Source organism: Actinoplanes sp. NPDC051470 (assembly GCF_040682035.1).
GTDB lineage: Bacteria > Actinomycetota > Actinomycetes > Mycobacteriales > Micromonosporaceae > Actinoplanes.
On sequence record NZ_JBFBAA010000016.1, the window covers coordinates 59,773 to 83,960 of the forward strand.

Sequence of the window (24,188 nt, forward strand, 5' to 3'; positions counted from 1 at the left end):
CCTACCCGGATGATCGTCCGGTCAGGGCTGCGCGGTCGGATCGGACGGCGGCCGCTGATCGCCCTCGGGCCGGGCCCACGGGTCGGACGCGTCCGACGAGGGCGGCGGAGGCGGCTGGGCGGGCGGCTGGGGCTGGGCCGGAGGCTGCGGCTGGGCCGGAGGCTGCGGCTGGGCCGGAGGCTGACCGGTCGGGTGCTGCGGCGGGTAGGTCGGGTACTGCGGCTGCTGCGGCTGTTGTTGCTGCGGCGGGCCCGACGTCGGGTACTGCGGGTACGGCGGCTGGCCACCGGGGTACGCCGGGTACGGCACCGACGGGTCGAAGCCCCGGGCCGGCGCGCGGAAGTACGCGTTCGAGGCGGGCAGCGCCAGCAGGATCAGCGCGGCCAGCGTGGCCAGCGTCCACAGCACGTTCAGGGTGAGCACCGACGGCTGGTACCAGGACGGCAGCGCGCTGTCGAGCGCCGCCTGGATCTCCGAGCTGGTCGGCCCGCCGGTCGAGTTGGCCGATTCGAGGCTGCTCAGCGGCCCGGTGGCCGCCTGGCCGAGCAGGCCGAAGCCGCCGCAGCACACCATCAGACCGCCGATCACCCAGGTGGTGATGCGGGCGCCGTTGCGGCCACGGTTGTTGAAGATGGCCAGGATCGCGAAGGTGGCCGCGAGCAGGACGTAGAGCACCGCACCGCCGACCACCGAGATGACCAGGAACGACTCGATGCCCTCGGCCGCGCTGCCCTCGTAGAGATCGGTGGTCACGCGCGTGGTCGTGCTGACCATCGAGAGCGACAGGATGCTCTGCAACAGCACTAAGGCCGCGGCGGCCCAGAGCAGATAGGTGGAGACGCTGACGGTGACCGGGCGCTGCCCCGGGTGCGTCGGATTGGTCACGATCCCCCCTCGTAGATTCGTTCACGGTATCGGGCGGGCGCCATCCCCGCACAACGGCACACGGCCCTGGCCTCTGTGGCAACATCGCCCGAGATGGTGGTTTTTATCCCACGGATGTCGGCCCTTCAGGGGACGACACCGGCCGATCCGGGCACCTACACTTCGTCCTCGTGGCGCCCAGCTGGCAGGAGAGACCCCCAGCGGCCCACCGTGCCCGTCCGAGTCGCCGACCGCGCACCTATGACGCCGGGGAGCAGGCAGACCGGATCCGGGCACCCACCCGATTGCGCCGGCCGCGTGACCACACCGCGGCCGCCCCAGACCCGCAAAGGACCGGTGAGTCCCATGCCACACGCCGACACCCTGACCGTCGTTCACCATGACGACACGAGGACCCGTTACAAGGACGTGCGCTACCAGCTCGTCCGGGGCGGGATCAGGATCTGGTCCGACGAGGGCGAGCATGCCTTCGAAGACATCCTGATGACCCACGCCTACCGGCAACGGGTGGCGCGCGACTGAGAAAAAGCCCCGGGCAACGTCGCCCGGGGCTTTTTCGTGTCCTGCTCCTACGCGCTGCGTACGGCCAGGGTGTCCTTGTCGTCACCCAGGTCGACCAGCACCGTGTCGCCGTCGGTGATCTCCCCGGCCAGCAGGGCCCGGGCCAGCGAGTCGCCGATCGCCGACTGCACCAGGCGCCGCAGCGGCCGGGCGCCGTAGATCGGGTCGTACCCGCGCTCACCCAGCCACAGCAGTGCGGCCTCGCTGACCTCGAGGTTGAGCCGCCGGTCGCCGAGCCGCTTGCGCAGCCGGCCGAGCTGGAGCTCGACGATCGCCGCGAGGTCACGCGCGGTCAGCGAGTGGAACACCACGATGTCGTCGAGCCGGTTGACGAACTCGGGCTTGAAGTGCGAGCGGACGGTGGCCATGACCTCTTCGCGGCGCGCGTCCTCGCTGAGCGTGAAGTCGGAGATGACCGACGAGCCCAGGTTGGAGGTCAGCACCAGGATGGCGTTGCGGAAGTCGACCGTACGGCCCTGTCCGTCGGTGAGCCGGCCGTCGTCGAGCACCGCGAGCAGCACGTCGAAGACGTCGGGGTGGGCCTTCTCGACCTCGTCGAGCAGCACCACGCTGTACGGACGGCGGCGCACCGCCTCGGTCAGCTGACCACCCTCCTCGTAGCCGACGTACCCGGGCGGGGCGCCGACCAGGCGGGCGACCGAGTGCTTCTCGCCGTACTCACTCATGTCGATCCGGACCATCGCCCGCTCGTCGTCGAACAGGAACTCGGCCAGCGCCTTGGCCAGCTCGGTCTTGCCGACGCCGGTGGGGCCGAGGAAGAGGAAGCTGCCGGTCGGGCGGTCGGGGTCGGCGACACCGGCCCGGGCGCGGCGGACGGCACCGGCCACCGCGGCCACCGCCTCGGCCTGGCCGACCACCTTGGCCCGCAGCGACTCCTCCATGCGGAGCAGCTTCTCGGTCTCGCCCTCGAGCATCCGGCCGGCCGGGATGCCGGTCCACGACGAGATCACCTCGGCGATGTCGTCGGCGCCGACCTCTTCCTTGACCATCGGCGGCTCGGCGGGCGCGTCGGTCTCGGCCGCGGCGGCCGCCTCGATGTCCTTCTTCAGCGCGGGGATGACCTCGTAGAGCAGGCGGGACGCCTTCTCGAGGTCGCCGTCACGCTGGGCCCGCTCCTGCTCGGCGGTGGTCTCGTCGAGCCGCTTCTTGAGCTCGCCGACCAGGTTGAGGCCGCCCCGCTCGCGCTCCCAGCGGGCGGTCAGCGCGGTCAGCTCCTCCTCGCGGTCGGCCAGGTCACGTTCCAGCTTCTCGAGCCGGGCCCGGGACGCGGGGTCGGTCTCCTTGGTCAGCGCGAGCTTCTCCACCCGCATCCGGTCGACCTGACGCTGGAGCTGGTCGAGGGCGACCGGACGGGAGTCGATCTCCATGCGCAGCCGGGACGCGGCCTCGTCGATCAGGTCGATGGCCTTGTCGGGCAGGAACCGCTCGGTGATGTAGCGGTCGGACAGCGCGGCCGCGGCGACCAGCGCGCCGTCGGTGATCTGCACCCGGTGGTGGGCTTCGTACCGGCCCTTGAGGCCGCGCAGGATGCCGATGGTGTCCTCGACGCTCGGCTCGCCGACCACGACCGGCTGGAAGCGCCGCTCGAGCGCCGGGTCCTTCTCGATGTGCTCGCGGTATTCGTCGAGGGTGGTCGCGCCGACCATCCGCAGCTCGCCGCGGGCCAGCATCGGCTTGAGCATGTTGCCGGCGTCCATCGACCCCTCGGCCTTGCCGGCGCCGACGACCGTGTGCAGCTCGTCGAGGAAGGTGACGACCTTGCCGTTGGAGTTGCGGATCTCTTCGAGCACCGACTTGAGCCGCTCCTCGAACTGGCCGCGGTATTGCGCCCCGGCCACCATCGCGCCGAGGTCGAGCGAGACCAGGCGCTTGTCGCGCAACGACTCGGGCACGTCGCCCGCGACGATGCGCTGGGCCAGGCCCTCGACGATCGCCGTCTTGCCGACGCCGGGCTCACCGATCAGGACCGGGTTGTTCTTGGTACGGCGGGAAAGCACCTGGACCACGCGGCGGATCTCGGCGTCCCGGCCGATCACCGGGTCGATCTTGCCCTCGCGGGCCAGCGCGGTCAGGTCGATGCTGTATTTCTCGAGCGCCTTGTAGCTCTCCTCGGGCTCCTCCGAGGTCACCCGGCGATCGCCGCCACGCACCTCGGGGAAGGCCGCGACCAGCGATTCCTCGGTGGCGCCGACGTCGCGCAGGGCCTTGCCGACACCACCGCCGACCCGGGCCAGGCCGGCCAGCAGGTGTTCGGTCGAGACGTACTCGTCGCCGAGCGGCTTGGCCAGCAGCTCGGCCTCGCCGATCGCGTTGACGAACTCGCGGGACAGGCTCGGCTCGCCGATGCTCGACCCACGGGCGGAGGGCATCTGCTCCAGCGTGCGGACGGCGGCCCGCCGGATGTCGATCGGATTGGCGCCGACCGCGCGTAGCAGGCCGGGGGCGGTTGACCCGCCGGTGTCCAATAGAGCCAGCAGCATGTGCCACGGCTCGACGGTCGCGTGGCCACGCTGACCGGCGTCGGCGGCGGCCGCCTTGATGACGTCACGGCTCTTGGTCGTGAGGCGTTCGGCGTTCATGAGCTCCCCTGAAGACAAACACGGACTCGCAGAGTTGAGCCTAGTCCGCTCAACCCTAATCGTCGACTCGGCAAGGCTTATTCGCGACGGTGGAGACCAAAGTCGTCACGAACGCTGTGCGAGGGTCGAGGTAGGTCGCGAACAACCCTTGTTGTCATAGGTGCGCCGTAACGTCTGAGGAATGCCGACCCTCACCACCCGTCGTGGCCTGGCACGCACCTTCCTGCCGCTCGGCCTGGTCTTCCTCACCGTCGGCGTCTCGATCGCCCTGGTGGTGCCGTTCCTCTCGCTCTTCCTCAACACCGAGGTCGAGGCCAACCCGATCCAGGTCACCGTGATCCTGATCGCCGGGCCGCTCTCCGGCGTGGTGGCGGGCACGCTGATCGGCCGGCTCTCCGACCGCCACCCGATCCGGCGCCGGCTGCTGATCGGCGCGGCGCTGTTCGGCCTGGTCGGGGCCGGGCTGCTCACGGTCGTCCGGGACTACTGGGCGGTCTTCGGCATCCAGGTCACCCTGCTGGCCATCGCCGGCTCGCTCTTCCCCCAATCCTTCGCGTACGCCCGCGAGGTGCTGGAACGGGTGGTGCCGGGCCGGTCGGCGATGGGCATCACCAGCCTGCGCACGGTCTTCTCGATCGCCTGGGTGGCCGGGCCGCCACTGGCCGCGGTGATGATCGAGGCGGGTGGCTTCCGGCTGGTCTACGGCGTCGCCGCGGCGCTGTACGCGCTGGCCGCCCTGCTGTCCGCGGTCACCCTGCCCGACGTCGGCCCGGTCGAGCCGGTCACCGGCGACGTGACCCCGGCCGGCCCGACGCCGGGACCGGGCCGCGGCACGCTGATCCTGGTCACGGTGATCTTCACGGCGCTGCAGTGCCCGCTCACGCTGGGCGTGCAGGCGCTGCCGCTGCACATCAGCCGCAACCTCGGCGGCGAGGTGTCCGACGCCGGGCTGGTGCTCGGGCTGTGCGCGCTGCTCGAGATCCCGCTGCTGCTCGCGCTGGGCTGGCTGGCCACCCGGGTGCCGGTGCGCGCGGTGATCGTCGGCGGCGCGGCCTGCGGTATCGCCTACTTCCTGATCGTGTTCTCGGCCGGCGAGGTCTGGATGCTGCTCGCCGCCCAGCTGATGAACGCGCTGTTCATCGCCGCGGTCTCCGGTCCGTCGATCAGCTTCGTGCAAGACCTGCTGCCGGCCGAACCGGGCCGGGCGACCACCCTGTTCACCAACACCTTCCCGATCGGGGCGATGCTCGCCGGTCCGCTGTTCGGGGTGGCTCAGCGGTTCGACTACCGGCTGGCGTACGTGTTCTGCGCCGCCCTCTGCGCCGTGGGCCTGGTGTTGCTCCTGGTGCTGCGGGTCGGAAAGACCAGACCGCGCCTGTCCGTGAGTTAGCGTTGAGAACGTGCGCGCACGGGTAGAACAGACTCCGCTGCCGGGAATCGGCGTCCGGCACGACCTGATCACCTCCTCCGGCCGTACGGTCGGGGTGGTCTCACACCGCAACGGCCGGCGCGACCTGGTCCTTTACGACGTGGACGACCCGGACGCCTGCCTCGCCTCCATCCCGCTCACCGACGACGAGGCCGAGGCCCTGGCCGACGTCCTCGGCGCCTCCCTGATGCTGGGCCAGCTCGCCGGGCTGCGCCAGCAGGCCGCCGGGCTGCTCACCGAACAGGTCGCGCTGCCGGCCGGCTCGCCGTTCGTGGGCCGGCGGCTGGGTGACACTCGGGCCCGCACCCGCACCAGCGCCTCGATCGTCGCCGTCCTGCGCGACCGCGAGGTGATCGCCTCCCCCGGCCCGTCGTTCCAGTTCGAGGCCAACGATGTGGTGGTGGCGGTCGGCACCCGTGAGGGCCTGAACGGCGTGACGGCGATCCTGGCCGGCGAAACCGACGACTGAGCCGTGCACGAGACGACGATCCTCCTCATCGAGGTCGGCGCCCTCCTCTTCGCGCTCGGCATGCTGGGCCGGCTGGGCCGCCGGATCGGGCTCTCGCCCATCCCGCTCTATCTGCTGGCCGGGCTGGCCTTCGGGCACGGCGGGTTGCTGCCGCTCTCGGCCAGCGAGGAGTTCATCGAAGTCGGCGCCGAGATCGGCGTGATCCTGCTGCTGGTCATGCTCGGCCTCGAGTACTCGGCAACCGAACTGGTCGGCAACCTGCGCGCCTCGGCGCCCGCCGGCGTGTTCGACATGCTGCTCAACGCGCTGCCCGGTGCCGCCTTCGCGTTCCTGCTGGGCTGGGGCTGGGATGCGGCGCTGGTGCTGGCCGGCATCACCTGGGTGTCGTCCTCGGGCGTGATCGCCAAGGTGCTCGGCGACCTGGGCCGGCTCGGCAACCGGGAGACCCCGGTGATCCTGTCCGTGCTGGTCATCGAGGACCTGGCGATGGCCTTCTACCTGCCGCTGGTCACCGCGGTGCTGGCCGGGATGGGCCTGATCGGCGGGCTCGAGGCGCTGGCCGTCGCGGTGGTCACGGTGGTCGCGGTGCTGGTGGTGGCCATCCGGTACGGCGGGGCGATCTCCCGGTTCATGTCCGTCCGCGACCCGGAGGCGCTGCTGCTCAGCGTGCTCGGCCTCACCCTGTTCGTCGCGGGCGTGGCGGCCGAGCTCAACGTGTCCGCCGCGGTCGGCGCGTTCCTGGTCGGCATCGCGCTCTCCGGCGCGGTGGCGCACCGCGCGACCGAGATGCTGTCCCCGCTCCGCGACCTGTTCGCGGCGGTGTTCTTCGTGTTCTTCGGGCTGTCCACCAACCCGGCCGACATGCCGCCGGTCCTGCTGCCCGCGCTGGGCCTGGCCGTGCTGACCATGCTGACCAAGGTCGCCACCGGCTACGTCGCGGCCGGCCGGGTCGGCATCGCGCTGCCGGGCCGGGTGCGGGCCGGGCTGGCGCTGATGCCGCGCGGCGAGTTCTCGGTTGTCATCGCCGGCCTCGCGGTGGCCTCCGGCGTCGAGCCGGAACTGGCCCCGCTGGCCACCGCCTACGTCCTGATCACGGTGGTGAGCGGACCGATGTTGGCGCGTTTGACGGATTACGTGTGGTTCAAGGCATTCATCCGCCGGCGTGTCGCCGCGTCCCGCGCCGCGACACCCGTGGTGACACCCGACTGACCAGGGTTATCTCGTGGTGCTGCAGAAAGCTACTGATCAGTACCAGAATGTGAACGAGTAGACCTTTCGCTCGGCGGCCGGTGCGCGCTAGCGTTCCGCTGACAGTTTCGTGCTCAGAGACACACAGGCGGCGAACGTGAGCTTGCGTGAATCGACATTCATTGGATTCGCGAACCCGGTCGACCCGAGTCCGGACGAGCTTCAGGCGTGGGCATACCACCCCGAGGCCGTGCCGCTCGACTCCATGCCTCCGGACTGGGACCTGCTGATCGCCGGCGACGTCCTCGGCCCCACCCTGTTCGAGCTGGCGATGGACCGGCAGTGCCCGGCGCGTCGGTTCGCGCTGCACTGCATGTACATCTACGCCGCCGACGGTGTCCGCCCCAACGCGTCCTCACAGCGCAAGCGCCGGCTGAAGAAGTATGTCGAGCGCGCCGAAGAGGTCGGCGACGAGCCGATGCAGATCTGGGCCCACAACTGCCGCGTGCTGATGACCCGGCCCGAGCTCTTCGACTACGAGGAGTGGATCGAGGGCGGCCTGGTGCGGCACCCGCGCCGGCTGGGGCTCTTCCACCGCCGCTGACGCCACCGCCGCTGACACACAGGGGTCTGTTCACCGATAGGCGAGCAGACCCCTGCGTTCCGAACCGCTGCTTCAGGGCTTGCGCGGCCGCCAGACCACCAACGCGGTGGACGGGCGGCTCTGGCGCACCAGGTCACGACCCGGATAGGCGGCCATCGCCTCGGCCTCGGCCAGCCGCGCGTACGTCTCGTTGAGCTCGGCCTCCAGCTCGGCCACCCGCTGTTGCAGGTCGCCGACCAGCTGCTCGAGCCCGATGATGCGCTTGATGCCGGCCAGGTTGACGCCGTCGTCCTGGCTGAGCTTCTGCACCTCGCGGAGCAGCGCCACATCGCGCTCGCTGTATCGCCGGCCGCCGCCCCCGGCCCGGCCGGCCTGCACCAGGCCGAGCCGGTCGTACTGCCGAAGCGTCTGCGGGTGCATGCCGGCCAGCCGGGCGGCCACGGAGATGATCAGGACCTTCGCGTCGGAGGCCTGCTCCATCGAGATGTGGATCTCTTCATACATGTGCCACCTCCTCTAACGATCGACCCTCATCACGGAACTTACCCAAGTCTCCGCAGTCGCGCGTCGATGCGATCGCGCCCGGCCGCGGGCGTGAGCTTGGCGAACTGCTCCAGGGCGTCCCGTGCCTCGTCCGACACCTGAGCCGGCACCTGCACGTCCACGGTGACGATCAGGTCGCCCGCCTCACCGTTGCGGCGCTGCACGCCCTTGCCCCGGGCCCGCAGCTTGCGGCCGCTCGGGGTGCCCGGCGGCACCCGCAGCGTGACCGGGGTGTCCATGGTCGGCACCCGCAGGTCGGTGCCGAGCACGGCCTCGGCCATGGTGATCGGCACGGTCAGCGTCAGGTCGTCGCCACTGCGCCCGAACAGGTCGTCGGGCCGGACCTTGACCTGCACGTACAGATCGCCGGCGGGCCCGCCGCGCTCACCCGGCTCACCGCGGCCGCTCAACCGGATGCGTTGCCCGTCGCCGACGCCGGCCGGGAACCGCACGTTGATCGTGCGGTTCTTGGTGACGCCACCGGTGCCACGGCACTCCGGGCACTTCTGATCGACGATGCTCCCCGCGCCCTGGCACTCGCGGCACGGCTCGGAGAAGCTGAACGACCCCTGGTTGCGGGAGATCAGCCCGGTGCCGGCGCACTGCGGACAGGTCCTGGGCACGGTCCCCGGCTTGGCGCCGTTGCCGTGACAGGTGTCGCAGACGCCGGGTGACCGCAGGGTCAGCGGCAGGGTCGTGCCCTGGACCGCGTGCACGAAGTCGAGGGTGACCTCGGCCTCGACGTCGCGGCCCCGCTGTGGCCCGCTGCGCCGCGGCCCGGCGGTGTTGCCTCCGCCCGAGAAGATCGAGCTGAATATGTCGGAAAAACCGGCGCCACCGAACCGCTTGTCGCCGGGCGCGCCCGCCTGACCCGCGCCGGTGAAACCACCGAACAGGTCGGACGGGTCGAACCCGCTGCCGGACCGCGCGCCCCGGCGGAACGCGCCCGAACCGAACAGCGAGCGCATCTCGTCGTACTCTTTGCGCTTCTTGTCGTCCGACAGCACGTCGTACGCCTCGGACGCGGCCTTGAACTTGTCCTCCGACTCCTGGTTGCCCGGGTTCCGGTCGGGGTGAAGCTCACGCGCCAGCTTGCGGTAGGCCTTCTTGATCTCGTCGGCGGAGGCGGACTTGCTCACCCCGAGGACGGCATAGAAGTCCTTCTCCAGCCAGTCCTTCGAACTCAACTCATCCACCTCCTCTGCGTCGCCACCCCACCCGCCGGCCGACCGGCGGGTGGGGTCATCTGCCGAATCACTCCGGGTCGGCGACCGCGACGAGGGCGGGCCGCAGCAGCCGCTCGCCCAGCGTGTAACCCCGGCGCATGACCTCGACGCAGGTCGGCTCCTTGACGTCCGGGGACGTCAGGTGGGCCACCGCCTCGTGCCGGGTCGGGTCGAACGGATCGCCCTTCTCACCGAACGCGACCAGGCCGAACTTGCCGGTGGCCGCGGTCAGCACTTCGGCCACCGTCGCGAACGGACCCTTGAGATCGTCGTGCTCGCGGGCACGATCGATGTCGTCGAGCACCGGCAGCAGCGTGGTGAGCACCGCGCCGGTGGTCTGCTCGGCGGCCGCGCCCCGGTCACGGTCGACCCGCTTGCGGTAGTTGGCGTACTCCGCCGTCACCCGCTGCAGGTCACGCGTCCGCTCCTCGAGGTCATGACGCAACGCCTCGAGCTCCGCGCCCAGAGCCGGGGGCGGGGGCGGGGCCGGCGTGGACGGCGACGGCGACTCCGGCGCCGCGGCCGGCTTCTCGGCCACGACCTCGGCGCCCTCCTCCGGGTCGGCGGCGCGGTGTGCGCCGCCGCTGGCCCGCTTGGACTCCTTCGCCTTCGTCTCCTTGGCGTCGCTCACGGATTCCCCTGCCGACTTTCCGTTCGGGTTGATCTTGCGCCGGTCGCGGATGACGACCCGCTCGGTCGCCTGACCGTCGTTCTCGTCCTCCGCGCGGCTCACTTCTTGTCGTCCTCGACGATCTCGGCGTCGACCACGTCGTCCTGCTGACCGCCGGCCGGGCCGCCGGTCGTCGCGCCACCGGCCGCACCCGCGCCACCGGACGCCTGGGCGCCGTCGGGGCCGGGGGCGTCCTGCGGAGCGTCGGCCTGCTGCTGCGCGTAGAGCAGCGAACCGGCCTCCTGGGACACCTTCGCAAGGTTTTCGTGCGCCGTCTTGATCTTGTCCATGTCGTTGCCGCCGAGCGCGCCACGCAGCTCGCTCAGCGCCTCGGAGATCTTGGTGCGGCTGTCCTCGGGGAGCTTGTCACCGCTCTCGGCCAGGAACTTCTCGGTCTGCCACTGAAGCTGCTCGGCCAGGTTGCGGGTCTCCGCGTCCTCCTTGCGCTTCTTGTCGTCGTCGGCGTGGTCCTGAGCGTCGCGCATCATCCGCTCGATGTCGTCCTTCGGCAGCGCGGAGCCGCCGGTGATCGTCATCTTCTGCTCCTTGCCGGTGCCCATGTCCTTGGCGGCCACGTGCACGATGCCGTTCGCGTCGATGTCGAAGGTGACCTCGATCTGGGGCACGTTGCGCGGCGCCGGCGGAAGACCGGTCAGCTCGAAGGTGCCGAGCTTCTTGTTGTACGCCGCGATCTCGCGCTCGCCCTGGAAGACCTGGATCAGCACGGACGGCTGGTTGTCGTCGGCCGTGGTGAAGACCTCGGAACGCTTGGTCGGGATCGTGGTGTTGCGCTCGATCAGCTTGGTGAAGATGCCGCCCTTGGTCTCGATGCCCAGCGACAGCGGGGTCACGTCGAGCAGCAGGACGTCCTTGACCTCGCCCTTGAGCACGCCGGCCTGCAGCGCGGCGCCGACCGCCACGACCTCGTCCGGGTTCACGCCCTTGTTCGGCTCGCGGCCGGTCAGGCTCTTGACCAGCTCGGAGACGGCGGGCATGCGGGTCGAGCCGCCGACCAGGATCACGTGGTCGACATCCGACACCTTGACGCCGGCGTCCTTGATGGCCTGCTCGAACGGCGCCTTGGTGCGGTCGAGCAGGTCTTGGGTCATGCGCTGGAACTCGGCCCGGCTCAGGCTCATGTCGAGGTGCAGCGGGCCGTCCGGCCCGGCCGTGATGTAGGGCAGGTTGATGCTGGTGGTGGTGGCCGCGGACAGCTCGATCTTCGCCTTCTCGGCGGCCTCACGCAGACGCTGGAGCGCCATCTTGTCCTGGCTCAGGTCGATGCCGTTGGCGCCGCGGAAGGTCTTGACCAGGTGGTCGATGACCCGCTGGTCCCAGTCGTCGCCACCGAGGTGGTTGTCACCCGAGGTCGACTTGACCTCGATGACGCCCTCACCGAGCTCGAGCAGCGAGACGTCGAACGTGCCGCCGCCGAGGTCGAAGACCAGAACGGTCTGCTCCTTGGTGCCCTTGTCGAGCCCGTAGGCCAGAGCGGCGCCGGTCGGCTCGTTGACGATCCGCAGGACGTTGAAGCCCGCGATCTCGCCGGCCTCCTTGGTCGCCTGGCGCTGCGCGTCGTTGAAGTAGGCCGGGACGGTGATCACCGCGTCGGTGACCGTCTCGCCCAGGTAGGCCTCGCTGTCGCGCTTGAGCTTCATCAGCACCCGCGCGGAGATCTCCTGCGGGGTGTACTTCTTGCCGTCGATGTCGACGGACCAGTTGGTGCCCACCTCACGCTTCACCGAACGGATGGTCCGGTCGGGGTTGGTCACCGCCTGGCGCTTGGCGACCTCGCCGACCAGCACCTCCCCGTTACGCGCGAAGGCGACGATGGACGGGGTCGTCCGGGAGCCCTCCGCGTTGGCGATGACGGTGGGCTCGCCCCCTTCCAGAACGCTGACGCAGGAGTTCGTGGTGCCGAGGTCGATGCCGACCGCACGTGCCATGTTGGGAATCCTCGCTTCTTGTCTACGTCTTGTCGGGCCGCAAGTTGAGCGGACCGGACTCAATCATGCCACGGGCCCGCACGTCGTCAAGTCGAAGTTGAGCGGATGCGACGCAAGTCCCGTCCGGTACATTCCTGTCCGGTCACGGCACACGGGTACCTGTTGTCTGTGTCGTATAGATCGGGCACGCTTTACGCGTGACGACGCAGGGTGACGCGGCAGGTCCGGCGGCCTCCGCCGCGCCCGGCTCCCCGACGTCCGAATCCAAGGGGCAAAAATCAACTTCTCAGAGCGATAAACCATTGGATACGCGGACAGAACAGTCCCGTCAGGTCGAGCAGACAGCAGCTGCCGGCGACGCGCCGTTGCCAACCGCCGGGCGTGGTGGTGGGTCAAGCCTCGAGCCGGACGATGAACCCACCGTGGCCGCCGCGCCGGCCGGGTCATCGGCCGCCGCCCAAACGGAGCCGGCCGACCCCGCTGACCCGGCCGACCCCGTCGACCCGGCCGACCCGGTCGACCCGCCGGACCCGGTCGACCCGCCGGACCCCGCTGACCCGGACGACCCGGACGACCCGGACGACCCGGACGACCCGGACGACCCCGCTGACCCGGTCGCTGAGGTCGCCGTCGACGAGCCCACCCTGGTGGAGACCCCGGACGACGGGGCCACGGCCGACGTGGCCGAGTCGGAGGAGCCGACCGCGCCCGTCGCCGACGCCAAACCGGCAACGGAGCCGACCACCGAACCGATCGCCGAAACCGCGAAGACCGAGCCGGTGCTGACGCCCGACCCGACGCTGCAGGAGCCGCTGGCGCTGGCGCTCGCGCCGCGGAACGCCCCGGCACCCGCGGCGCCGGCCGTCCCCACGACCGCGGCGCCGCCGGTCCCCACGGCGCCACCGGCCGAGGCGTCACCGGCCGTCGGCGAGCTGGCCGAGGCCCTGTCCCACCTGCGCGCGGCGATCGGCGCCGCGGCGTACCCGATGGTGATGCCCTCGGCCGACCAAGCGCGACGGATCGGCAAAGCCCTGGTCTCGCAGGTGGACGACTACCTGCTGCCGCGCCTCGCCCGGCTCGACGCGCCGCTGCTCGTGGTTGTCGGCGGATCGACCGGCGCGGGCAAGTCGACGCTGGTCAACAGCCTGGTCCGGGCGCCGGTGAGCGCGTCCGGGGTGCTGCGGCCGACCACCCGCTCGCCGGTGCTGGTCGGGCACCCGGACGACATGCCCTGGTTCCGCAAGGGCGAGCTGCTGCCGGGGCTGGTGCGGACCACGGTGTCCAGTTCCGACCCGCGCACGCTCCAGCTGGTCACCGCGCCGGCCATGGGGCCCGGCCTGGCCTTCCTGGACGCCCCGGACATCGACTCGGTGGTCGAGGGCAACCGCAAACTGGCCGCGCAGCTGCTGGCCGCGGCCGACCTGTGGCTGTTCGTGACCACCGCCGCGCGCTACGCCGACGCGGTGCCGTGGGAGCTGCTGACCACCGCCCGCCTGCGCGGCACCGTGATCGCGCTGGTGCTCGACCGGGTGCCGCCCGACGCCGCCGGCGAGATCTCCGCCCACCTGGGCGAGATGCTGGCCCAGCACGACATGGCCGCGGCGCCGCTGTTCGTGCTGCCCGAGGTGGCCCTGGGCGGGCAGGCGCTGCTGCCGGAAGACGTGACCCGGCCGCTGCACGACTGGTTCGAGACGCTGGCCGCCGACGCCAACGCCCGCTCCGCCGTGGTCCGGCAGACGCTGGACGGCGCGCTGTCCGCGCTCGGCCCGGCCGTCGAGGGGCTGGCGGACGCGGCCGACGACCAGGCGCTGGCGGCGTCCGCGCTGGACGAGCGGGTGACCGCCGCCTACCGGAACGCCAAGCGGACGGTCGACGACGGGCTCCAGGATGGCCGGCTGCTGCGCGGCGAGGTGCTGGCCCGCTGGCAGGAGTTCGTCGGGACCGGCGAGTTCCTGCGGGCACTGGAGTCGCGGGTCGGCCAGCTGCGGGACAAGGTCATCTCGGTGCTCACCGGGCGGCCCTCGCCGGGGCGCAACCTGCAGGCGGCACTGGAGTCGCAGCTGGTCACGCTGCTGCGCGGGGTGTCGTCGGACGCGGCCGAACAGGCCTACGGGGCGTGGCAGGCCCATCCGTCCGGGGCCGCGCTGCTCGAGCCGGCCATGGTCAAGCCGTCGGCCGACCTGCCGCAGCGGGCCGACCGGCTGGTCCGGGACTGGCAGCACTGGGTGCTGGAGCTGGTCCGGGAAGAGGCCGGTGACAAGCGGTTCGTGGCGCGCGCCGGCGCGTACGCGGTCAACGGTGTCGGTCTTGCCGTGATGATCGCGGTCTTCACCTCGACGGCGTTCATACCCACCGGCGCCGAGGTCGCGGTCGGCGCGGGCACCACGCTCGCCGCGCAGAAGCTGCTCGAGGCGATCTTCGGAGATCAGGCGATTCGTACGCTCGCCACCCGCGCCCGCGAGAACCTGCTGTCCCGCGTGGACGAACTGCTCGACGCCGAGGCGGCCCGGTTCACCGACCGTACCGCCGCGGTGAATCTCGAACTGGAGCCGGCGGCCACGCTGCGTCAGGCGGCCGCCGAGGTGGAACGCGCGCGGGGCGAACTCGCGTTGACCGCGGTCGGTGAAAGATGAGTCTGGTGGAGAAGGTGCGCGGATCCCTGACCCGTGACGACGGCCGGATCGACGCCGATCGGCTGGTCGGCCGGTTCGAGTCGCTGTCCCGCTTCCTGCGGGTGACCGACCCGTACCTGCCCGACGGTGACCTGGTCGCCGCGCACACGCTGGTCGAGCGGGCCGGGATCCGGCTCAAGCTGTCCCAGGACCACACCGTGGTCGCGCTCGCCGGGTCCACCGGCAGCGGCAAGTCCAGCCTGTTCAACGCGCTGGCCCGGCTCAAGCTGTCACCGGTCGGTGTCCGCCGGCCGACCACCGGCGTCGCGCACGCCTGCGTGTGGGGCCCTCTGGAGCAGGCGAACCGGCTGCTCGACTGGGTCGGCGTGCTGCCACGGCAGCGCTACGTGCGGGAGAGCGCGCTGGACGGCGACGACGAAGCCGCGCTGCGCGGGCTGGTGCTGCTCGACCTGCCCGACTTCGACTCGGTCGACCGCGGGCACCGGCTCGAGGTCGACCGGCTGCTCGGCCTGGTCGACCAGGTGATCTGGGTGGTCGACCCGCAGAAGTACGGCGACCGGATCCTGCACAACGCCTACCTGCGCCAGTTCCGGCAGATCGGCGAAGTCACGATCGTCGTGCTCAACCAGGCCGACCGGCTGTCCTCGGCCGACACCGAGCTGGTGCTGGCCGACCTGCGCCGGCTGCTGGACGAGGACGGGCTCGCGTCCGCACCGGTGCTGGCCACCTCGGCCAAGCAGCCGGGCATGCTGACCGAGCTGCGCGAGACGCTCGAGAAAACGGTCGCCGAACGGCAGTCGGCGCTGCGCCGGCTGGCCGGTGACCTCGACGCGGTGAGCGAGCATCTGGCCGAGATGATCGGTCCGCCGGCCGCCGAGGACGAGGTCGACCGGGCCACCGTGCGGCAGCTGTCCGAGGCGCTGGCCGCGTCGGCCGGGGTGCCCGCGGTGGCGTCGGCGACCGGCTCGGCCTACCGGCAGCGGGCGGCCGCCGCGACCGGCTGGCCGCTGGTCCGCGGCCTGAACAAGCTCCGGCCCGACCCCCTGAAGCGGCTGCACCTCACGGCCGCGGACACCGACGTCGTGTCGCGGACCTCGGTGCCACCCGCCACCGCCGCCCAGAAGTCCGCGGTCGGGCTCAGCGTGCGGGCGGTCGCCGCCCGTGCCGCCGCGCCGATCCCCGCGGTCTGGTCCCCGGCGCTGAACACCGCGTCCCGGTCCCGGTCGGACGACCTGCCGGACGCCCTCGACCGGGCCGTCGGGTCCACCGACCTGGGTATGCGGCGTACGCCGATCTGGTGGCGACTCGTCGGCGGCCTCCAGTGGCTGCTGCTCGTCGCCGCCGTCGGCGGGCTGGGCTGGCTGGTGGCCGGCGCCTTCGACCTGGCCCCCCTCGACGTCATCAAGATCGCCGGCTTCGCGCTGCCGCTGGTGCTCCTGGTCGGCGGCCTGGTGCTCGGGATCCTGCTCTGGCTGCTGCTGAAACCCCTGATCAACTGGGCCGCCCGGCGAACACAGCGACGCGCCGAGCAGCGGCTGCGGAGCGCGGTCACCGGGGTGGCCCGCGAGCACGTGGTGGCGCCGGTCCGCGAAGTGCTGAACGCGTACGCACAGGCGCGTGAAGCCTTGGCCGCCGTCCGTTCTGAGTAGTTCCAGCAGGCCCGGGGACGAGTACGCTCGCGGCATGGCGGCCCCTCAGACACCGTACGAAGCGGTCCTGCACGCGGCCCGTGACGTGGCAAAGCTCGACTGCGCGCTGGACGCCGAGATGCTCGCGACCGCGCTGCTCGGAAGCGTCTACGCGGTGGCGGAACACGATCGCGCCGCGGCGGTGCAAGACTTCGTCGGCAACTTCCTCGGCGCGACCACCCGCCGCCGCACGGCATCGGCCACCGCGATCCGCTCGGTGTTCGCCCGGCTGGTGCCCGAGGCGGCCGGCGCGGGCGAGGTGCGGCCCGGTTCGCAGGCGCCGGCCTGGACCGACCAGGTGGGGCGGGTCCGGGCCACCGGTTGCTACGCCTACGGCGACGTGTACGGCGACCAGACGTCCTACCTGGTCACCTTCGCGTACGAGGACAGCACCGACGGCGGCGCCGACCACGCCCTGGTGGCCCTGGTCGACCACAACATCGGCATCGCCAAGGACCTGTACGTGGGCAGTCCCGCCTCGCGCATCCTCGGCCAGGTCCGCGAGATGTGCGCGGCCGACGAGCTGACCTGGTTCCGCGAGGAAGACCCGGCCCGCCTCCGGCACGAGGTCGACCGCCACCTGGAGATCACCGACGGGCTGACCGACCTCCCGTCCGAAGGCTCGCTGGCCACCGACCGCGCCCTGGCCGTGTCCCGCCTGCAGACCCTGCCCGCCTCGACGGTGCCGCGGCTGCCCGAGCCGCCCACCCGCAGCGTGCCCGAGCTGATGCGCGACTTCATGTCGTCACCCGAGGCGACCCGGTTCGGCCTCGACGAGCTGCGCAACGACGACGAGCTGGCCAGCCTGCACTTCTGCCTGAGCCTGATCACCGACCACGCGAGCAGCCTGCCCGACGCCGACCCGCTGCGCTGGAGCCCCGCGGTGGCCGGGCTGTTCCTGCTCGACTGGGTGCACCGGCGCGCCGTCCTCGACATGGACGACGCCGCGATGCTGCCGAGGGTCACCCGGGCCTGGAGCTCGTACGCGGTCCGCATGCGCGGCCTGCCCATGGCCGCCGGCGAACAGATCGACGACGTGGTCGAGGAGATGATCCCCGAGTTCGCCCGCCTCTACGCCACCGGCGAACGGCGAAGCCCCGCCACCGCGGCCGTGGCCCAGCTCATCTCCGAGGGCGTCGACCCCAACGACGCGGACGCCATCGACGCCTGGATCGACCAGAACCGCCACCGCCTCAACGGCGACTGACCCGCCCTGACGCGTCGGGTCGTCTCCGTGCGCCCAGGCGACTGACCTGCACTGATGCGCAGGATCGTTTTGCGGCGCCCAGGCGACTGACCTGCCCTGGTGCCTATAGGTGCGCAGAGCTGCTCTGCGCACCTATAGGCACCACTCACTGGTGGCGGGTTTGCCCGGCGTGGTGGCGGCCGTGGTGGCTGACCGCCCAGGATTCGTCCGCGCGGTGCTGGCCGTCGACGCCGTGCCGGCTCTCGGCGCGGTGGTGTCCGCGGTAGGAACGGCCACCCGACTGCGGCTCATCCGGGCGCGTCTCGGCGGCGTGGTGGTAGCGCCGGCTGTTGTGGGTGCGCTCGGCGGAACGGGCGGGTCGGACGTTGTGCGGGCGCTCGGCCACGGAAGACCTCCGGGTGGATTCGGACCGGTCGGGCGACCGGCGGGCGACGATCGAGCTCACGAACTTCTGCGACTTCCCGCGCTTGGCGACGCTGTCCTTTTTGTCCAGTCCGCCGTCGTGGTGCCCTCCGCGGGCGTCCCTCTCACCGCGGTCCCCGTCACCGCGGTCCACGTCACCACGGTCCCCGTCACCACGGTCCACGTCACCACGGTCCCCGTCACCACGGTCCACGTCACCACGGCCCGCGTCACCACGGCCCCCGCCGACTCGATCCGCGTCGCGGTCGCTGGTGGGATTCGCTTTGGCGCGACTGCTGGCCCGGTCTGCTGCACGACCGGTGTTGGCCTCGGCTTCATCGCGTCCGTGGTGACGATCCGCGGCGCGGTTCTTGACCGGCCTCGCTGGACCGCGGGCGTCGCTGGCCTGCCTGCCGCGGCGGCCGGCACGATCGGAGTCCGCTTTGTCGCGGGCGGCGCGCTGGGGAGCGGCCTGCCAGTCAGTGGGCTGCTCGCGGATGGTCCGGCGCTTGCCGTGGCGGCCGGTGGGCTCGACGCGGACGGTGATCTCGTTGTCGTCGCCGTCCTGGTGGTGCGACCAGTGGGACCGGTGCGAGGCGTCGTCGCAGTGTTTGTGGTTCGACCAGTCGGGGCGGTGGTGATGCGACGGCCGTGACCCGCATTTGCCCCGGTCGTGGCAGGGCGGCTGTGCTGGGCGGAACGGCGGTTCATCGGGCCGGGTCGGCGTTCCCGGCGGCTGGTGCACCGGCTTCATCGGGAACCCCGGCGAGGCGGGCTCGTCGTCGCTTTGATCATCTCCACCGGGCACCGGCTCATCCGGAGTCCACGGCCAACCATCGCCAGGCTGCGACGGCTCATCGGGCTCCGACGGTTCATGCGGTGCGCCCGACCCACCAGGCTCGTCGCCGCCGGGCTCCCCCGAACCAGGCTCGTCGGAACCAGGTTCGCCAGAGCCGGGCTCGTCGGAGCCAGGTTCGCCAGAGCCAGGCTCACCGGAGCCAGGTGCCAAGCCGCCGGGCTTCCCAGAACCGGGTTTCTCAGAACCGGGCGCGGACCCACCAGGCTTCCCGGACCCACCAGGCTTGCCCGAGCCGCCGGGCTTGCCGGAGCCGGTCCCGGACCCGCCGGGGTTCCCGGAGCCGCCGGGCTTCGAAGATCCACCGGGCTTCGAAGATCCGCCGCCCGGCTTGCCGGACCCACCGGCCGGCAGCCAGCCCCACTCGTCCTGATGATCTTGTGGCTTGGCCGATGAGGTGGGACGGTGAGGTGCCGGGTGGGACGCCGACCCGCCCGGGCGCCCCGGCGGAGTGCTCTGGGCGTACCCCAGCGGGGGTTTTTGAGGTTTGGGTTTCTCGGGCCTAGCGGCGGACGGCCCGGCGGCCAAAGGCCCAGCGGACGGCCCAGCGGACGGCCCAGCGGACGGCCCGGCAAAGGGCCCAGCGGAGGACGGTGGTGGAGTGGCGGGCTCGGCCGACGGGTCCAGCGGCGGGTCGGGGAGGATCGGGATCACCGGCCCGGACGACGGCAGCGGCAGGAACGGGACGTCCATGGCGCCCGTGCGGCCGTCGTCGAGTTCGTTCGAGCCGGCCGTGATGGCCGCCAGGGTGGGCAGTGACGCCAGGCCGACCAGCAGCGCCACCATGAGGACGTACCGACGGGTCGGTCCGCGGAACCCGTCGGCGCGGTATACCCCGTTCAGGCGCCGGCGGAGCACCTTGATCGGGGGCACCAGCCCGTCGTCGCCAGGTTCCTGCACCACTCGCCGCTCCCCCAGAGAAAGATCAACACCGATCTGCCTGCTGGTGGGGTGAACGACGGGGGAGCTAGGAGGCAGCGGCGGCCAAGAGCGTTTCGCGCGGAAGGCCGAGCCCAAAAGCGGCGTACCCGGACAAAGCGCCGCTGCGAGGTAACAGCAGAATTTCGTTAGTGTGATCGACCCGACCTGTAACGGGGCTCACGTTCTCTGCCAGGATGGGGACCAGACGGCACCGCCGCCGTCGCATTCGCCGACCAGCGAGGCGAGGGTGCGGGCCGTCACTCCCCGGCAGGGGGCGTGACTCCTGCCGGCGAGCCGCGCGGCAGCCTCACCAGGGTCAGGCGCGGCACCCCAGCGGTTCCGCCGCGCGGACGGGCTACCCCCGCCGTGGGCACGAGATGAACAGGGAGACACAGATGGCGAACGGCGATAGCGAGGCCGGTGCGGACGCTCCGGCCGGCGGCTTCGTCCAGCTGCTCACCCCGGACGGCGAACGCGTCGACAGCGTCACCACCGACGACGGCGTGACCTACACCGTCGACTTCACCGACGACGAGTACCGCGGCCTCTACCGCGACCTGGTCACGGTGCGCCGGCTCGACGCCGAGGCGGTCGCCCTGCAGCGTCAGGGCGAGCTCGGGCTCTGGGCCAGCCTCCTCGGCCAGGAAGCGGCTCAGGTGGGCTCGGGCCGGGCGATGCGCACGAACGACATGGCGTTCCCGACCTACCGCGAGCACGGCGTGCTCTATACCCGTGGCGTCGACCCGATCATGCCGTTCGGCCTGTTCCGCGGCGTCGACCAGGGCGGCTGGGACCCGCTGGAGTTCCGCATCAACACCTACACGATCGTGATCGGCGCGCAGTGCCTGCACGCCACCGGTTATGCCATGGGCATCACGATGGACGGCAAGACCGGCACCCCGGACGGCGAGGCCGCGATCGCCTACTTCGGCGACGGCGCGACCAGCCAGGGCGACGTGCACGAGGCGTTCGTCTGGTCGAGTGTCTTCCACGCCCCGATCGTGTTCTTCTGCCAGAACAACCAGTACGCGATCTCCGAGCCGCTGGAGCGGCAGACCCGGGTGCCGCTGTACCGGCGGGCGATGGGCTACGGCTTCCCGGGCGTCCGGGTCGACGGCAACGACGTGCTGGCCAGCTACGCGGTCACCAAGACGGCGCTCGACCAGGCGCGCACCGGCCAGGGGCCGACGCTGATCGAGGCGTACACGTACCGAATGGGCGCGCACACCACCTCCGACGACCCGTCGCGCTACCGGATCGCCAGCGAGATGGAGTCCTGGAAGGCCAAGGATCCGATCGCGCGGATGCGGGCGTTCCTCACCAAGCAGCAGATCGCCGGCGACGACTTCTTCGCCGAGGTGGACGAGACGGCCAAGACGCTCGCCCTCGACCTGCGCGAGCGGGTGCTGGAGATGCCCGACCCGCAGCCGATCTCGATGTTCGACAACGTCTACCCGACCGGTTCGGCCACGATCGACCGGCAGCGGGCCGAGTTCACCGCCTACCACGCCTCGTTCGAGGGAAGTGCGCACTGATGGCCGAGACTCTGAGCATGGGCAAGGCGCTCAACCACGGGCTTCGCCGCGCCATGGAGCGTGACCCCAAGGTCATCGTGATGGGCGAGGACGTCGGCAAGCTGGGCGGCGTCTTCCGGATCACCGACGGGCTGCAGAAGGACTTCGGCGAGGAGCGGGTGATCGACACCCCGCTGGCCGAGTCCGGCATCATCGGCACCGCGATCGGCCTGGCCATCCGCGGCTACCGGCCGGTCTGCGAGATCCAGTTCGACGGCTTCGTCTTCCCCGCCTTCGACCAGATCGTGACCCAGGTCGCGAAGATGTTCTACCGGTCCAACGGCAACGTGGCGCTGCCGATCGTGATCCGGATCCCGTACGGCGGCGGCATCGGCGCGGTCGAGCACCACTCCGAGTCACCCGAGGCGCTGTTCTCGCACACGCCCGGCCTCAAGGTGGTGACCTGCTCGAACCCGGCCGAGGCGTACCAGATGATCCAGCAGTCGATCGCCTCGGACGACCCGATCGTGTTCTTCGAGCCGAAGCGCCGCTACTGGGAGAAGGGCCAGGTCGAGCTCGAGGCCGCGGCCGACTTCCCGCTGCACGCGTCGCGGCTGGTCCGCGAAGGGTCGGACGCCACGATCGTCGCTTACGGGCCGATGGTCCGCACGGTTCTGGACGCGGCCGAGGCGGCGACCGAGGACGGCCGGCAGCTCGAGGTGATCGACCTGCGTACCCTCTCGCCCCTCGATCTTGATCCGGTCTTCGCCTCGGTCCGGAAGACCGGGCGCTGCATCGTGGTGCACGAGGCGCCGGGCAACCTGGGCCTGGGCGCCGAGATCGCGGCCCGGGTCAGCGAGGAGTGCTTCTACTCGCTCGAGTCGCCGGTGCTGCGCGTGACCGGCTACGACATCCCCTATCCGGCCGCCCGCGTCGAGGAGGAGTACCTGCCTGATCTCGACCGGGTGCTGGACGCCGTCGACCGCGCGTTCGGGTGGTGACCCCGATGTCGCGGATCAAGGAGTTCAACCTGCCCGACCTCGGCGAGGGTCTGACCGAGGGCGAGATCCTGTCCTGGCTGGTCAAGGTGGGCGACCTGATCGAGCTGAACCAGCCGATCGTCGAGGTCGAGACGGCCAAGGCGGCGGTCGAGATCCCGGCGAAGTGGGGCGGCCGGGTCGCCAAGATCTACGTCGAGGCCGGCACGACGGTCGAGGTCGGCTCGCCGATCGTGGCGATCGACACGGATCCGTCCGCGGGTCCGGCGCCGTCACCCGAGACGCTGGCCGAGGTGCAGGTCGCCCCCGAGGAGGGGATGGTCGAGCCCGGCCTGATCGGTGGTGCGGCGCCCGGCGGGCGGACCGCGGTGCTGGTGGGTTACGGCCCGAAAACCACAACCGCGAAGAGACGAACCAGATTGGGTACGCCCACAGCGCCTGCTCGTCCTCTCACCGCGCCCAGCCCCTCGCCCGTCACGCCGCCCCGCGACGTCCCGGTTACGACCACCGCGGCCCCGGCTCCCGCCGCGCCCGCCAACGGCCGCGTCCTGGCCAAGCCGCCGGTGCGCAAGCTGGCCCGTGACCTGGGCGTCGACCTGTCGGGGCTGGTCGGCACCGGCCCGTCCGGCTCGGTGACCCGTGAGGACGTGCACGCCGCTGTCCAACCGGTCGCGGCTCCGGAAGCCGGCTCTCGCGAACAGCGCATCCCGATCAAGGGTGTCCGAAAGCTGACCGCTCAGAACATGGTGGCCTCGGCGTTCACCGCGCCGCACGTCACCGAGTGGCTCACGGTCGACGTCACCCGTTCAATGAGGGCGCTCGACCGGCTCAAGGACCGCCGCGAGTTCCGCGACCTGCGGGTCTCGCCGCTGCTGCTGGTGGCCAAGGCGGTGCTGGTCGCGGTCAAGCGGCACCCGATGGTCAACTCGACCTGGTCCGGCGACACCGGCGAGATCATCGTCAAGGACTACGTGAACCTGGGCATCGCCGCGGCCACCGAGCGCGGGCTGATCGTGCCGAACGTCAAGGACGCCGGCGCGCTCACCCTCCGCGAGCTCGCCGAGGCGCTGAACTCCCTGGTCCAGGTGGCGAAGACCGGGAAGACGCCACCGTCCGACATGGCCGGTGGCACGTTGTCGATCACCAACGTCGGGGTCTTCGGGGTCGACGCCGGCACGCCGATCCTGCCGCCCGGCGAGGCGGCGATCCTCTGTTTCGGCGTGATCCGCCCCACCCCGTGGGTGCACAAGGGCAAGATCAAGATCCGTCAGGTGACCACGCTCGCGCTGTCCTTCGACCACCGGATCATCGACGGTGAGCTGGGCAGCAAGTTCCTCCGCGACATCGGCCGGTTCCTCGAAGACCCCGAGGAAGCTTTGCTCTCCTGGACCTAATACCTACGATTCTTAGGCGGGTGCTCGGCGTCACCCTCTAATCGTTTGGCAACTCGTCTTCCGGCGAGCCACACTCGTGGTGTACCGGAAGACGAGGAGCAAACACCGTGAGCATGATCGACCGCATCCGCCGCCGCCGCGTTATCTCCCGTGAGAACCGCGCTCTCCAGCGCGCGTGGCAGTCGGCTCCGACCCAGACCATGCGTGATGAGATCGCGATCTTCACGCAGCGGCACTTCTCCTAGACCGAACCCCAGTTCCACATTCGCCACCAGCGCAAGCGCCCCGGAAGCGAACGTGGAACCAGGCGCTTTCCCCCATCGCTGCCCCCCAGCGGCGATCATGGCCCGCCCGGCTCAGCCCGGGCGGGCCATCTTTTTCCGGCCTTCCGATAGGTACGGAATGTGACGCCTACGGACGTACACCGGAGTTCCGACCGGCCGCAACGCCCGGT

General features: G+C 71.2%; 19 protein-coding genes. 13 read left to right on the forward strand and 6 right to left on the reverse strand.

Annotation, left to right across the window (positions count from 1 at the left end):
- Positions 1–21: 21 nt before the first annotated feature.
- The gene (locus AB0M54_RS26715; RefSeq protein ID WP_364474300.1) at positions 22–885 is read right to left on the reverse strand and encodes a hypothetical protein; all 864 of its coding nucleotides are present in this window, start codon (positions 883–885) and stop codon (positions 22–24) included.
- 345 nt (positions 886–1,230) lie between these two features.
- Between AB0M54_RS26715 and AB0M54_RS26720 the strand changes: the two genes are divergently transcribed.
- Positions 1,231–1,407, forward strand: coding sequence for a hypothetical protein (locus AB0M54_RS26720; protein WP_364311974.1), 177 nt, complete (start codon positions 1,231–1,233; stop codon positions 1,405–1,407).
- Positions 1,408–1,454: 47 nt separating this feature from the next.
- Here the strand turns inward: AB0M54_RS26720 and clpB are convergent, their stop codons facing one another.
- Positions 1,455–4,046 (reverse strand): ATP-dependent chaperone ClpB, encoded by a 2,592-nt coding sequence (gene clpB / locus AB0M54_RS26725; RefSeq protein ID WP_364311977.1) that lies wholly within the window; start codon positions 4,044–4,046, stop codon positions 1,455–1,457.
- Positions 4,047–4,227: 181 nt separating this feature from the next.
- Here clpB and AB0M54_RS26730 point away from each other — a divergent pair, with 181 nt between their 5' ends.
- The 4 genes from AB0M54_RS26730 to AB0M54_RS26745 all read left to right on the forward strand — a co-directional run bounded on the left by AB0M54_RS26730 (position 4,228) and on the right by AB0M54_RS26745 (position 7,736).
- Complete coding sequence (locus tag AB0M54_RS26730) at positions 4,228–5,436, forward strand: sugar efflux transporter (RefSeq protein WP_364474302.1); 1,209 nt, start codon at positions 4,228–4,230, stop codon at positions 5,434–5,436.
- Between the two features lie 10 nt (positions 5,437–5,446).
- Positions 5,447–5,944, forward strand: a complete 498-nt coding sequence (locus tag AB0M54_RS26735; protein WP_364311981.1) for a cation:proton antiporter regulatory subunit — start codon at positions 5,447–5,449, stop codon at positions 5,942–5,944.
- 3 nt (positions 5,945–5,947) lie between these two features.
- Positions 5,948–7,153, forward strand: coding sequence for a cation:proton antiporter (locus AB0M54_RS26740; protein WP_364311983.1), 1,206 nt, complete (start codon positions 5,948–5,950; stop codon positions 7,151–7,153).
- 136 nt (positions 7,154–7,289) lie between these two features.
- A complete protein-coding gene (locus tag AB0M54_RS26745) occupies positions 7,290–7,736 on the forward strand; it encodes a hypothetical protein (RefSeq protein ID WP_364311985.1) in 447 nt (148 codons plus the stop codon).
- A 72-nt stretch (positions 7,737–7,808) separates the two neighbouring features.
- On the opposite strand, the gene AB0M54_RS26750 is transcribed toward AB0M54_RS26745, so the two are convergent.
- From AB0M54_RS26750 to dnaK, 4 genes are all read right to left on the reverse strand, one after another.
- On the reverse strand, positions 7,809–8,240 hold the full coding sequence (locus AB0M54_RS26750; protein ID WP_364311988.1) for a MerR family transcriptional regulator: 432 nt from the start codon (positions 8,238–8,240) through the stop codon (positions 7,809–7,811).
- A 38-nt stretch (positions 8,241–8,278) separates the two neighbouring features.
- A complete protein-coding gene (gene dnaJ / locus AB0M54_RS26755; RefSeq protein WP_364311989.1) occupies positions 8,279–9,466 on the reverse strand; it encodes a molecular chaperone DnaJ in 1,188 nt (395 codons plus the stop codon).
- A 67-nt stretch (positions 9,467–9,533) separates the two neighbouring features.
- Positions 9,534–10,238 carry a nucleotide exchange factor GrpE gene (gene grpE, locus AB0M54_RS26760; protein WP_364474304.1) on the reverse strand — a complete coding sequence of 235 codons (705 nt, stop codon included), beginning with the start codon at positions 10,236–10,238 and terminating at the stop codon, positions 9,534–9,536.
- On the reverse strand, positions 10,235–12,121 hold the full coding sequence (dnaK, locus tag AB0M54_RS26765) for a molecular chaperone DnaK (protein WP_364474306.1): 1,887 nt from the start codon (positions 12,119–12,121) through the stop codon (positions 10,235–10,237). Before dnaK ends, grpE begins: the two co-directional genes overlap by 4 nt.
- A gap of 932 nt (positions 12,122–13,053) precedes the next feature.
- On the opposite strand from dnaK, the gene AB0M54_RS26770 reads away from it, so the two are divergent.
- The 8 genes from AB0M54_RS26770 (at position 13,054) to AB0M54_RS26805 (ending at position 23,979) form a co-directional block, all read left to right on the forward strand.
- Positions 13,054–14,754, forward strand: a complete 1,701-nt coding sequence (locus AB0M54_RS26770) for an ABC transporter (RefSeq protein ID WP_364316901.1) — start codon at positions 13,054–13,056, stop codon at positions 14,752–14,754.
- The gene (locus AB0M54_RS26775) at positions 14,751–16,403 is read left to right on the forward strand and encodes a GTPase (RefSeq protein WP_364474308.1); all 1,653 of its coding nucleotides are present in this window, start codon (positions 14,751–14,753) and stop codon (positions 16,401–16,403) included. Before AB0M54_RS26770 ends, AB0M54_RS26775 begins: the two co-directional genes overlap by 4 nt.
- A gap of 34 nt (positions 16,404–16,437) precedes the next feature.
- Positions 16,438–17,649, forward strand: coding sequence for a hypothetical protein (locus AB0M54_RS26780; RefSeq protein WP_364312001.1), 1,212 nt, complete (start codon positions 16,438–16,440; stop codon positions 17,647–17,649).
- Between the two features lie 151 nt (positions 17,650–17,800).
- On the forward strand, positions 17,801–18,706 hold the full coding sequence (locus tag AB0M54_RS26785; protein WP_364474310.1) for a hypothetical protein: 906 nt from the start codon (positions 17,801–17,803) through the stop codon (positions 18,704–18,706).
- Between the two features lie 1,517 nt (positions 18,707–20,223).
- Positions 20,224–21,363 carry a pyruvate dehydrogenase (acetyl-transferring) E1 component subunit alpha gene (pdhA, locus tag AB0M54_RS26790; protein WP_364312006.1) on the forward strand — a complete coding sequence of 380 codons (1,140 nt, stop codon included), beginning with the start codon at positions 20,224–20,226 and terminating at the stop codon, positions 21,361–21,363.
- Positions 21,360–22,343, forward strand: a complete 984-nt coding sequence (locus AB0M54_RS26795) for an alpha-ketoacid dehydrogenase subunit beta (protein WP_364316904.1) — start codon at positions 21,360–21,362, stop codon at positions 22,341–22,343. Before pdhA ends, AB0M54_RS26795 begins: the two co-directional genes overlap by 4 nt.
- A gap of 5 nt (positions 22,344–22,348) precedes the next feature.
- Entirely contained in the window at positions 22,349–23,734 is a 1,386-nt protein-coding gene (locus tag AB0M54_RS26800) for a dihydrolipoamide acetyltransferase family protein (RefSeq protein WP_364312007.1), read from the forward strand.
- 107 nt (positions 23,735–23,841) lie between these two features.
- A complete protein-coding gene (locus tag AB0M54_RS26805; protein WP_364312010.1) occupies positions 23,842–23,979 on the forward strand; it encodes a hypothetical protein in 138 nt (45 codons plus the stop codon).
- Positions 23,980–24,188 lie beyond the last annotated feature (209 nt).